Here is a 12,092-nt window from a genome sequence, read left to right as displayed (position 1 = left end):
GTCACCGGGGGACGGGGCACTCTGCGAACGCGGCCGGCGAAATCCAGCCCGTCCGGCGTTTGAGGACGAGGCCTCTTCAGGGCCGATGGGGGTCTGGGGGCGCAGCCCCCAGAAACACCCGCACCGTCCGTCCTCACACCGGCCGAGACCGCAACCCCTCCAACAGGATGTCCAGCAACCGCGCAGACGCCGCCGCCTGCTGCGCGGCGTCCGGCAACGAGGGCGCCGCCGTAGCAATCACCAGCAGCACATCAGACACGGAGACATCCGCCCGCAACTGCCCAGCCGCCCGCGCCCGATCGACCAGCTGCCCCACAACCTCCAGCAGTGTGGTCGCCCCGGCGTCGTACTCCGCGGAACCCAGAGACCCCGCCGACTCCTCCGGAACCAGCCGCAGTTCACCCGCCCCCGGCTGCGTCCGCTGCTGCGGCACCCGCGCCTCGTCCAGCAGGGCACCCTCACCCTCATCGGCGACGCCGACCCGCAGCACCTGAGGCGGCAGCAGCCGCCCCGCACCCGACGCCACCGACGTCCGCAGGAAGCGCGACAGCGCCGACCACGGCTCGTCCTCCTGCCCGAGCGCCGAACGGGCCTGGTCGGTCAGCCGGGAGGTCTCCTCCTCGGCTATCCGCCGCACCAGGACGTCCTTGCTGGGGAAGCGCCGGTACACGGTGCCGACACCGACCCGCGCGCGCCGCGCCACGTCCTCCATCGGCGCGCCGTAGCCCAGCTCGCCGAAGACCTCACGCGCCGCCCGCAGCACGTGCTCCAGATTGCGCTGTGCGTCCACCCGCAGCGGCGTAGTCCGCGAGGAGTCCCCGCGTCCGTTCGCAGCCGCTCCGACCGCGCCGCCGGATGCGACGGCTGACGCGGATGTCCAATGAGAATCCTGAATATGCATACACGTTCCCCCGGTTAATGACGTCTCCCCCCGGAGACTCCCCGCCATCGGCAGCCGGAGCATCGTGAGACAAGCCCGGTTCGCGAGCCCCGCTCTTCGCGGACTCGCTGAGCACATCCCCCTTCACCCCGTCGACACACGAACATAGTTGAGAGGGGGTCAATTCAGAAGGGGCAGGTTCCGCACGGAGCGCCCCCCGATCGGAGTACGGGTCGCATACGTCCCGATTGCACCCGGGGGCACCACCCCGATCACCCCCACTGACCTGCGGACCTGCCCTTCGCGACGGCAATTCCGGCGCCCGCGCTCGCCCTCCGCCGCCGGTCACACAATTTGTCGAGGCTGTGGACAAACTCCAGCGCCGGGTGCGTCATGGGATGGTGAAGGAACGCGCGCGCATTCTCGTTGTCGGTGGCGGCTACGTCGGGATGTACACAGCCCTGCGCCTTCAGAAGAAGTTGAAACGTGAAATCAAGCGCGGGCAGGTCGAGATCACGGTAGTCAGTCCCGACCCTTACATGACGTATCAGCCGTTTCTCCCCGAAGCCGCCGCCGGTTTGATCTCCCCCCGCCATGTCGTCGTCCCGCTGCGCCGCGTCCTCGACCGGTGCCGGGTCGTCATCGGCGAGGCCACCGCCATCGACCACGGCAAGCGCACCGCGACCCTCAGCACCCTCGCCACCGAGGAAGAGGGCACGGGCACCGAGGAGTTGGCGTACGACGAACTCGTCCTGGCCCCCGGCTCCATCTCGCGCACCCTCCCGATCCCCGGTCTCGCCGAGCACGGCGTCGGCTTCAAGACCGTCGAGGAGGCCATCGGCCTGCGCAACCACGTCATCGAACAGATGGACATCGCCTCCTCCACGCGCGACCCCGCGATCCGCGACGCGGCGCTGACCTTCGTCTTCGTAGGAGGCGGTTACGCCGGCGTCGAGGCACTCGCCGAGCTGGAGGACATGGCCCGCTACGCCGTGCGCTACTACCACAACGTCGACGCCGACGACCTGAAGTGGATCCTCGTGGAAGCCTCGAACCGCGTCCTCCCGGAGGTCGGCGAGGAGATGGGCACCTACACGATCACCCAGCTGCGCCGCCGCAACATCCAGGTCCTCCTGGAGACCCGCCTCGAATCCTGCGTCGACCGCGTCGCCGTCCTCAGCGACGGCCAGCGCTTCCCGACCCGCACCCTCGTGTGGACGGCCGGCGTGAAACCCCACCCGGTCCTCGCCGCCACCGACCTCCCGCTCGACGCGCGCGGCCGCCTCAAGTGCACCCCGGAGCTGACGATCGACGGCGCCACGCACGCGTGGGCAGCGGGAGACGCGGCCGCCGTCCCCGACGTGACGGCCGCGGAACCCGGCACCACCACCGCCCCCAACGCCCAACACGCCGTACGCCAGGCCAAGATCCTCGGCGACAACATCGCGCACTCCCTGCGCGCGGAGCCCCTTGAGACGTACGCCCACAAGTACGTCGGCTCGGTCGCCTCCCTGGGACTGCACAAGGGTGTCGCGCAGGTCTACGGACGGAAGCTGAAGGGCTACCCTGCCTGGTTCATGCACCGCGTCTACCACCTGAGCAGGGTGCCCACCTTCAACCGCAAGGCCCGTGTGCTCGCCGAATGGACCCTGGCGGGGCTCTTCAAGAGGGAGATCGTTTCTCTCGGTTCACTCGAACATCCCCGAGCGGAGTTCGAACTCGCGGCCGGTGGAAAGCCTCCACACGACCCGAAGGGTTCGAACTGACCGGACCGAGGAACTCCACCGGCCGCCGAGGCGTCTGACGAATGTCGGCCCGGTCGGTCACACTGCCAGACTGGTCCACGACTTCGCGGGCCCACGCCCGCCCTTCCCACCCAAGAGGCTTTCCCCACTGTGCTGCATCCCCCGGGGGCCAACCCCCGGACCCCCGGCAGGGTCCGGAGCGGGCCGACAACACCTACACGAGGCAAGGATTCGTGAACTTCACGCGCTGGAGCGCCCGGCTCCCCGGAACGCAGCGCCGCGCCGCCGCGCGGACCGACCACACGGTCACCCCGGACCGGCGGGGAGAAGGCTCCGTACCCGCGGCCCGCGCCGAGCAGCTCACCGACGAGCCGCCGCCGGTCCCCGCCGTCGAGGACCTCCCCGTCCGCGAGGTCCTCGACCGCGTCCCGGCCCTCGTCGCCCTCGTTCACGGCCCCGACCAGCGCATCGCGTACGTCAACGACGCCTACGTGGCCGCCTTCGGCACCCGCCCCCTCGGCGCACCGGCCCGCGAGGCCCTCCCCGAGCTGGACGAGCTGGGCCTGCTCCCGCTCCTCGACCAGGTCCTGCGCAGCGGCAAGCCCCGCACCCTCAAGTCCCGCAAGGCACCCGGCGGCCGCTCGTACACGTTCACGTGCACCCCGGTCGCCGAGAGCGCCGACTCCGCCGAGGGCGGCGTCCTGATCTTCGCCACCGACGTCACCGACCACGCCGAGGCCGCCGAACGCCTCCGCGCGAGCGAACGCCGCCAGCGCGAAACAGCCGTGACGCTCCAGCGCTCCCTGCTCCCCCAGGAACTCGAAGAACCCGACGACCTGCGCATCGCCGCCACCTACCAACCCGGCGGCACCGAGGCGGCGGTCGGCGGCGACTGGTACGACGTGATCACCCTCGGCGGCGGCCGCACCGCCCTGGTCATCGGCGACGTCATGGGCCGAGGCGTCCGGGCAGCAGCGGTCATGGGCCAACTCCGCACCGCGGTAAGAGCGTACGCCCGCCTCGACCTGCCCCCGCACGAGGTCCTCCAGCTCCTGGACGGCCTCGCCACGGAGATCGACGCCAACCAGATCGCCACCTGCGTGTACGCCATCTTCGACCCGAACGAGGGCCGCCTGGTCTACGCCTCCGCAGGCCACCTCCCGATCCTCGTCCGCGACGAGACGGGCGCGGTCCAGCGCGCCGACGAACCCACCGGCCCCCCACTGGGCACCGGCGGCTGGATCCACTCCTCGGGCTCGATCCCCCTCAGCCCCGGCTCTACGGCGGTCCTCTACACGGACGGCCTGGTGGAGCGCCGGGACGAGGACCTGGACGAGGGAATCGCCTCCCTGGAGCGCGCCCTGGCCGGCGCCACCGGCACCCCCCAGGTCGTCTGCGACCGCCTGGTCCGCTCGCTCGGCGTCACCGCCGACCACGACGACGACGTAGCCGTCCTGGTCCTCCAGCACCCGGCCCGCACCGGCCCGGCCGGCGACCTCTTCCGCAACGCGGCCCTGGAACTGCTCGGCGGAGTCGAAGCGGCCCCACGCGCGCGTGCCTTCGCCTCCGGAGTCCTCACCAGCTGGCGCTTCCCCACCGAACTCCACGACCTGGGCGTCCTGGCGGCCAGCGAGCTGGTCGCCAACAGCCTCCAGCACGGCACCCCACCCATGCGCCTACGCCTGCGCCGCACGGACCGCCGCCTCATCGTCGAAGTGACGGACGGCGACGACCACTTGCCACGCCGCCGCCGCGCCGAACCGGCCGACGAGTCGGGCAGAGGCATCGCCATCGTCGCGACGATCGCCTCGAACTGGGGCTCCCGCCGCACTCCGGGCGGAGGCAAGGCGGTGTGGTGCGAGTTCGTACTCCCCAAGACGCCCCCGGTATGACCTACGCCTCGACCCCGACCGGCTCCACACTCCCGCGAGCGACGACCAGACTCCCCTTCGCCCGCCAAGGCTGATCCTGCACGGCGGTCAACTGCCGCCCCAGCCTCACGGCCAGCAGACTGATCCCCAGCGAGAACAAGAAGAACGTCACGACATACGGCCCCGGCAGCGAAGCCCCGAGCGGCCCGCCCACCGCGGGCCCGACAGCCAGCGCGAGCTGCTTGACGAGGGCGAAGGCCGAGTTGTACTGCCCGGCCATCCCCTCCGGCGCCAGATCGGCCACCAGCGGAGCGACGGTCGGCGACAACATCGCCTCCCCGAGCCCGAACAGCGCGTACGTCGACACAAAGGCCGCCGTAGCCATCTCCTGACTCCCGTGCCCAAGCCCGGCGAACCCGGCCGTGACCCACGCCAGCGCCCAGATCATCCCTACGGCCGCGATCACACGCGAGCGCCGACGCCGCTCGACGAACTTCAGCACCGCGAACTGCGCGACGACGATCATCGCGGTGTTCGCGGCCAGCGCGGTCCCGAGCGCGGAGGTGGAGATCCCGGCGGCCTCGACCCCGTACGCACTCAAGCCGGACTCGAACTGCCCGTAGCAGGCGAAGAACAGCACAAACCCGAGCACGCTCAACTGCACCATGGCCCGGTTGCCGAGCAACTGCTTCCAGGCACCCTTGGCCGACTGCGAGGGAGCGTCACCGATCACGGGCGAGTGCGGCATCCGCACGGTCGCCATAACTCCGGCGAGCACCAGGAACATCGCCGACTCGATCCCGAAGAGCAGCGTGAACGAGGACGCGCTGGTCGTGTCGACCAGGTGACCGCCGATGAGCCCGCCGACGCCGAGCCCGAGGTTCTGCAGAAAGAACTGCATGGCAAAGGCACGCGAGCGCGTGTCCGCCGTAGAACAGTCCACGATCATCGTGGCGAGCGCCGGCTGCATCACGGCCTGCCCGGCCCCGAGCGCGGCAGCCGACAGCAACACAGCGGTCGCACTCCCCGCCAGCCCCAGACTCATCGACCCTACGGCGGCCAGAACCAGGGCGACGATGAGAACCGGTCGGGGACCACGCCGGACGATGGCCCGCCCGGCGAACGGCAGCACGATCAGCGCGGCCACGGCGAAGACGGCGAGCACGAGACCCGCCGTCATGGCTCCAAGGACCCGCACCTGCGCCACATAGACGTACAGGTAGGGGACGGTGAAGCCGAGCCCGAACGCGCTGAGTGCGTTTCCCACGTGGATCCGGCGCATCGCTGCGCCCATCGCCCTGGTCACGGTCACCTCAATCAGGTAGTTGGTCGCCATCGGTACTTCTTAGTGCCGAAGACTTCGAAGCTAAACAGTACACCTGGAAGGACTTCAACGCCAAGCGGGCCCGTGCGATACTGAGGCCCATGGGCGAACCGACACTCGACGAGCAGATCGCCGCCTACCAGCGCGAGTTCAAGGACCTCGACCCCCAGGTCGAGAAGATCGTCTCGGCCCTGGGCCGCCTGAACCGCCGTATGAACGTCGCCTACGGCCGCCAGACCGCGAACCTCGGCATGAGCAGCGCCGAGTGGGAGGTCCTCAAGGCGCTCGTCCTCGCCGGCGCCCCCTATCGGATGGGCCCGAGCGACCTCGCCAAGCGCCTCGGTCTGACGCCGGCCGCGATGACCCACCGGATCGACCGCATGGTCGCCGAGGGTCTGGTCACCAGGGAGCGGGACGAGTCCAACCGCGTCCGCGTGATCGTGGAGCTGACGCCCGAGGGCCGCGGCAAGTGGCTGGAGGCGATGCGCATGGCGACGGTCTTCGAGGAGGACCTCCTCCAGGACCTCACCCCGGTGGAGCGCACAGTCCTCGGCGAGGTCCTGACCCGCCTGCTGCGCAGGGTGGAGCACGCCCAGCCGGACGCCGGCGGCCGGCTCAGCGACCTCGAATAAAAGATCTTGACAGGGGGTGCTTGACACGCCCCTGCTCGATCCGTAAAGTTCTTCGGGTTGCCGCCGAGCCGTAACGGTTCTCCGGCAGCACCTCCGCCGTGACAGCGGCAACCCAAACCAACCGCACGATCTCCCAACGGGATTGATTTCGGCGTGCCCGAATTCAATTCGATTTGGGCACGGCTGTGTTCGATCAGGTCACTAGGACTCGATTGGAACTCCGCCGGGGGAATCGGCTAAGGTTTGAGACGTCGGAACGGCCCAACGGCCGGGAAGGCAGCCCCTCTCTGACTGGGAGTCAGGCCCGAAAGGATCTGATAGAGTCGGAACCGCCGGAAAGGGAAACGCGGAAGCGGAAACCTGGAAAGCACCGAGGAAATCGGAACCGGAAACGGTCTGATAGAGTCGGAAACGCAAGATCGAAGGGAAAAGCCCGGAGGAAAGCCCGAGAGGGTGAGTACAAAGGAAGCGTCCGTTCCTTGAGAACTCAACAGCGTGCCAAAAATCAACGCCAGATATGTTGATACCCCGTCCATCGGATTCTTCCGGTGGCAGGGTTCCTTTGAAGAAAACATACAGCGAGGACGCTGTGAACGGTCGGGCTTATTCCGCCTGACTGTTCCGCTCTCGTGTATGTGCACCGGCTGTATTAATTTACTGGCCGAGTAAACATTCACGGAGAGTTTGATCCTGGCTCAGGACGAACGCTGGCGGCGTGCTTAACACATGCAAGTCGAACGATGAACCACTTCGGTGGGGATTAGTGGCGAACGGGTGAGTAACACGTGGGCAATCTGCCCTGCACTCTGGGACAAGCCCTGGAAACGGGGTCTAATACCGGATAACACTCCTGCACTCATGTGTGGGGGTTAAAAGCTCCGGCGGTGCAGGATGAGCCCGCGGCCTATCAGCTTGTTGGTGAGGTAATGGCTCACCAAGGCGACGACGGGTAGCCGGCCTGAGAGGGCGACCGGCCACACTGGGACTGAGACACGGCCCAGACTCCTACGGGAGGCAGCAGTGGGGAATATTGCACAATGGGCGAAAGCCTGATGCAGCGACGCCGCGTGAGGGATGACGGCCTTCGGGTTGTAAACCTCTTTCAGCAGGGAAGAAGCGCAAGTGACGGTACCTGCAGAAGAAGCGCCGGCTAACTACGTGCCAGCAGCCGCGGTAATACGTAGGGCGCAAGCGTTGTCCGGAATTATTGGGCGTAAAGAGCTCGTAGGCGGCTTGTCACGTCGGGTGTGAAAGCCCGGGGCTTAACCCCGGGTCTGCATTCGATACGGGCTAGCTAGAGTGTGGTAGGGGAGATCGGAATTCCTGGTGTAGCGGTGAAATGCGCAGATATCAGGAGGAACACCGGTGGCGAAGGCGGATCTCTGGGCCATTACTGACGCTGAGGAGCGAAAGCGTGGGGAGCGAACAGGATTAGATACCCTGGTAGTCCACGCCGTAAACGGTGGGAACTAGGTGTTGGCGACATTCCACGTCGTCGGTGCCGCAGCTAACGCATTAAGTTCCCCGCCTGGGGAGTACGGCCGCAAGGCTAAAACTCAAAGGAATTGACGGGGGCCCGCACAAGCAGCGGAGCATGTGGCTTAATTCGACGCAACGCGAAGAACCTTACCAAGGCTTGACATACACCGGAAAGCATTAGAGATAGTGCCCCCCTTGTGGTCGGTGTACAGGTGGTGCATGGCTGTCGTCAGCTCGTGTCGTGAGATGTTGGGTTAAGTCCCGCAACGAGCGCAACCCTTGTCCTGTGTTGCCAGCGTGCCCTTCGGGGTGACGGGGACTCACAGGAGACCGCCGGGGTCAACTCGGAGGAAGGTGGGGACGACGTCAAGTCATCATGCCCCTTATGTCTTGGGCTGCACACGTGCTACAATGGCCGGTACAATGAGCTGCGATACCGCGAGGTGGAGCGAATCTCAAAAAGCCGGTCTCAGTTCGGATTGGGGTCTGCAACTCGACCCCATGAAGTCGGAGTTGCTAGTAATCGCAGATCAGCATTGCTGCGGTGAATACGTTCCCGGGCCTTGTACACACCGCCCGTCACGTCACGAAAGTCGGTAACACCCGAAGCCGGTGGCCCAACCCCCTTGTGGGGAGGGAGCTGTCGAAGGTGGGACTGGCGATTGGGACGAAGTCGTAACAAGGTAGCCGTACCGGAAGGTGCGGCTGGATCACCTCCTTTCTAAGGAGCACTTCTTACCAAGAACCTTCGGGAACTTGGTCAGAGGCCAGTACATCGGCGAATGTCCGGTGCTGGTTGCTCAAGGGTGGAACGTTGATTATTCGGCACTGTCGGTCATCTCATGGCTGTGAGTACTGCTCTTCGGGGCGTGGAAAGCTGATCACGAGTGGCGACAGGGCCGGGCACGCTGTTGGGTGTCTGAGGGAATGAACTTCCTTCAGTGCCGACCCCGGTAAAACATCGCGTGAGTGGTGTGTGACGGGTGGTTGGTCGTTGTTTGAGAACTGCACAGTGGACGCGAGCATCTGTGGCCAAGTTTTTAAGGGCGCACGGTGGATGCCTTGGCACCAGGAACCGATGAAGGACGTGGGAGGCCACGATAGTCCCCGGGGAGTCGTCAACCAGGCTTTGATCCGGGGGTTTCCGAATGGGGAAACCCGGCAGTCGTCATGGGCTGTCACCCTTGCCTGAACACATAGGGCAAGTGGAGGGAACGCGGGGAAGTGAAACATCTCAGTACCCGCAGGAAGAGAAAACAACCGTGATTCCGGGAGTAGTGGCGAGCGAAACCGGATGAGGCCAAACCGTATGCGTGTGAGACCCGGCAGGGGTTGCGTATACGGGGTTGTGGGATCTCTCTTCTGTCGTCTGCCGGCGACAGGACGAGTCAGAAACCGTTGATGTAGGCGAAGGACATGCGAAAGGTCCGGCGTAGAGGGTAAGACCCCCGTAGTCGAAACGTCAACGGCTCGTTTGAGAGACACCCAAGTAGCACGGGGCCCGAGAAATCCCGTGTGAATCTGGCGGGACCACCCGCTAAGCCTAAATATTCCCTGGTGACCGATAGCGGATAGTACCGTGAGGGAATGGTGAAAAGTACCGCGGGAGCGGAGTGAAATAGTACCTGAAACCGTGTGCCTACAAGCCGTGGGAGCGTCGCGTTGCATGCTTGCATGCAACGTCGTGACTGCGTGCCTTTTGAAGAATGAGCCTGCGAGTTTGCGGTGTGTTGCGAGGTTAACCCGTGTGGGGAAGCCGTAGCGAAAGCGAGTCCGAACAGGGCGGTTTAGTAGCGCGCTCAAGACCCGAAGCGGAGTGATCTAGCCATGGGCAGGTTGAAGCGGAGGTAAGACTTCGTGGAGGACCGAACCCACCAGGGTTGAAAACCTGGGGGATGACCTGTGGTTAGGGGTGAAAGGCCAATCAAACTCCGTGATAGCTGGTTCTCCCCGAAATGCATTTAGGTGCAGCGTCGTGTGTTTCTTGCCGGAGGTAGAGCACTGGATAGGCGATGGGCCCTACCGGGTTACTGACCTTAGCCAAACTCCGAATGCCGGTAAGTGAGAGCACGGCAGTGAGACTGTGGGGGATAAGCTCCATGGTCGAGAGGGAAACAGCCCAGAGCATCGACTAAGGCCCCTAAGCGTACGCTAAGTGGGAAAGGATGTGGAGTCGCAGAGACAACCAGGAGGTTGGCTTAGAAGCAGCCACCCTTGAAAGAGTGCGTAATAGCTCACTGGTCTAGTGATTCCGCGCCGACAATGTAGCGGGGCTCAAGCGTACCGCCGAAGTCGTGTCATTCCAGCAATAGGGCCAACGCCTGCTGGGATGGGTAGGGGAGCGTCGTGTGCCGGGTGAAGCCGCAGCGGAAGCTAGTGGTGGACGGTTCACGAGTGAGAATGCAGGCATGAGTAGCGATACACACGTGAGAAACGTGTGCGCCGATTGACTAAGGGTTCCTGGGTCAAGCTGATCTGCCCAGGGTAAGTCGGGACCTAAGGCGAGGCCGACAGGCGTAGTCGATGGATAACCGGTTGATATTCCGGTACCCGCTGTGAAGCGTCAAACATCGAGCATCGTGATGCTAAGGCCGTGAAGCCGTTCCGGACCCTTCGGGGAATGGAAAGTGGTGGAGCCGCCGGCCCAAGCGGTTAGTAGGTGAGTGATGGGGTGACGCAGGAAGGTAGTCCATCCCGGGCGGTGGTTGTCCCGGGGTAAGGGTGTAGGACGAGTGGTAGGCAAATCCGCCGCTCATGAAGTCTGAGACCTGATGCCGAGCCGATTGTGGTGAAGTGGATGATCCTATGCTGTCGAGAAAAGCCTCTAGCGAGTTTCATGGCGGCCCGTACCCTAAACCGACTCAGGTGGTCAGGTAGAGAATACCGAGGCGTTCGGGTGAACTATGGTTAAGGAACTCGGCAAAATGCCCCCGTAACTTCGGGAGAAGGGGGGCCATCACCGGTGATCCGTTTTACACGGTGAGCTGGGGGTGGCCGCAGAGACCAGCGAGAAGCGACTGTTTACTAAAAACACAGGTCCGTGCGAAGCCGTAAGGCGATGTATACGGACTGACGCCTGCCCGGTGCTGGAACGTTAAGGGGACCGGTTAGTCAAGATTCGTCTTGGCGAAGCTGAGAACTTAAGCGCCAGTAAACGGCGGTGGTAACTATAACCATCCTAAGGTAGCGAAATTCCTTGTCGGGTAAGTTCCGACCTGCACGAATGGCGTAACGACTTCTCGACTGTCTCAACCATAGGCCCGGTGAAATTGCACTACGAGTAAAGATGCTCGTTTCGCGCAGCAGGACGGAAAGACCCCGGGACCTTTACTACAGTTTGATATTGGTGTTCGGTTCGGCTTGTGTAGGATAGCTGGGAGACTGTGAACTCTGGACGCCAGTTCAGGGGGAGTCGTCGTTGAAATACCAGTCTGGTCGTGCTGGATGTCTAACCTGGGTCCGTGATCCGGATCAGGGACAGTGTCTGATGGGTAGTTTAACTGGGGCGGTTGCCTCCTAAAGAGTAACGGAGGCGCCCAAAGGTTCCCTCAGCCTGGTTGGCAATCAGGTGTTGAGTGTAAGTGCACAAGGGAGCTTGACTGTGAGACCGACGGGTCGAGCAGGGACGAAAGTCGGGACTAGTGATCCGGCGGTGGCTTGTGGAAGCGCCGTCGCTCAACGGATAAAAGGTACCCCGGGGATAACAGGCTGATCTTCCCCAAGAGTCCATATCGACGGGATGGTTTGGCACCTCGATGTCGGCTCGTCGCATCCTGGGGCTGGAGTCGGTCCCAAGGGTTGGGCTGTTCGCCCATTAAAGCGGTACGCGAGCTGGGTTTAGAACGTCGTGAGACAGTTCGGTCCCTATCCGCTGCGCGCGCAGGAACATTGAGAAGGGCTGTCCCTAGTACGAGAGGACCGGGACGGACGAACCTCTGGTGTGCCAGTTGTTCTGCCAAGGGCATGGCTGGTTGGCTACGTTCGGGAGGGATAACCGCTGAAAGCATCTAAGCGGGAAGCCTGCTTCGAGATGAGTGTTCCCACCCCCTTTGAGGGGTTAAGGCTCCCAGTAGACGACTGGGTTGATAGGCCGGATCTGGAAGCCCAGTAATGGGTGGAGGTGACCGGTACTAATAGGCCGAGGGCTTGTCCTCAGTTGCT

5 protein-coding genes and 2 rRNA genes are annotated in these 12,092 nt (G+C 64.3%); 5 read left to right on the top strand and 2 right to left on the bottom strand.

Annotated features, from left to right (window positions below):
- Positions 1-133 precede the first annotated feature (133 nt).
- A complete protein-coding gene (locus R2B38_RS18625; RefSeq protein WP_318017247.1) occupies positions 134-901 on the bottom strand; it encodes a helix-turn-helix domain-containing protein in 768 nt (255 codons plus the stop codon).
- Between the two features lie 377 nt (positions 902-1,278).
- Here R2B38_RS18625 and R2B38_RS18620 point away from each other — a divergent pair, with 377 nt between their 5' ends.
- Both R2B38_RS18620 and R2B38_RS18615 read left to right on the top strand, forming a co-directional pair.
- A complete protein-coding gene (locus R2B38_RS18620; RefSeq protein WP_318021726.1) occupies positions 1,279-2,646 on the top strand; it encodes an NAD(P)/FAD-dependent oxidoreductase in 1,368 nt (455 codons plus the stop codon).
- 212 nt (positions 2,647-2,858) lie between these two features.
- Positions 2,859-4,517: a SpoIIE family protein phosphatase gene (locus R2B38_RS18615; protein ID WP_318017246.1), complete on the top strand. Its 1,659-nt coding sequence runs from the start codon at positions 2,859-2,861 to the stop codon at positions 4,515-4,517.
- Between the two features lies 1 nt (position 4,518).
- On the opposite strand, the gene R2B38_RS18610 is transcribed toward R2B38_RS18615, so the two are convergent.
- Positions 4,519-5,832 (bottom strand): MFS transporter, encoded by a 1,314-nt coding sequence (locus R2B38_RS18610; RefSeq protein ID WP_318017245.1) that lies wholly within the window; start codon positions 5,830-5,832, stop codon positions 4,519-4,521.
- 89 nt (positions 5,833-5,921) lie between these two features.
- Here R2B38_RS18610 and R2B38_RS18605 point away from each other — a divergent pair, with 89 nt between their 5' ends.
- The 3 genes from R2B38_RS18605 to R2B38_RS18595 all read left to right on the top strand — a co-directional run bounded on the left by R2B38_RS18605 (position 5,922) and on the right by R2B38_RS18595 (position 12,085).
- A complete protein-coding gene (locus R2B38_RS18605) occupies positions 5,922-6,452 on the top strand; it encodes a MarR family transcriptional regulator (protein ID WP_318017244.1) in 531 nt (176 codons plus the stop codon).
- Positions 6,453-7,124: 672 nt separating this feature from the next.
- A 16S ribosomal RNA gene (locus tag R2B38_RS18600) occupies positions 7,125-8,652 on the top strand.
- Between the two features lie 309 nt (positions 8,653-8,961).
- A 23S ribosomal RNA gene (locus R2B38_RS18595) occupies positions 8,962-12,085 on the top strand.
- The 16S and 23S rRNA genes sit together here, the layout of an rRNA operon.
- Positions 12,086-12,092 lie beyond the last annotated feature (7 nt).

Source organism: Streptomyces sp. N50 (genome assembly GCF_033335955.1).
Taxonomy (GTDB): domain Bacteria; phylum Actinomycetota; class Actinomycetes; order Streptomycetales; family Streptomycetaceae; genus Streptomyces.
This window is presented reverse-complemented; position numbering and strand designations above follow the sequence as displayed.

What these genes read in the sequence shown, in the direction of transcription:
- R2B38_RS18625 (WP_318017247.1), bottom strand. Translation starts at nt 901, where the DNA reads ATGCATATTCAGGATTCTCATTGGACATCCGCGTCAGCCGTCGCATCC.
- R2B38_RS18620 (WP_318021726.1), top strand. Translation starts at nt 1,279, where the DNA reads ATGGTGAAGGAACGCGCGCGCATTCTCGTTGTCGGTGGCGGCTACGTC.
- R2B38_RS18610 (WP_318017245.1), bottom strand. Translation starts at nt 5,832, where the DNA reads ATGGCGACCAACTACCTGATTGAGGTGACCGTGACCAGGGCGATGGGC.
- R2B38_RS18605 (WP_318017244.1), top strand. Translation starts at nt 5,922, where the DNA reads ATGGGCGAACCGACACTCGACGAGCAGATCGCCGCCTACCAGCGCGAG.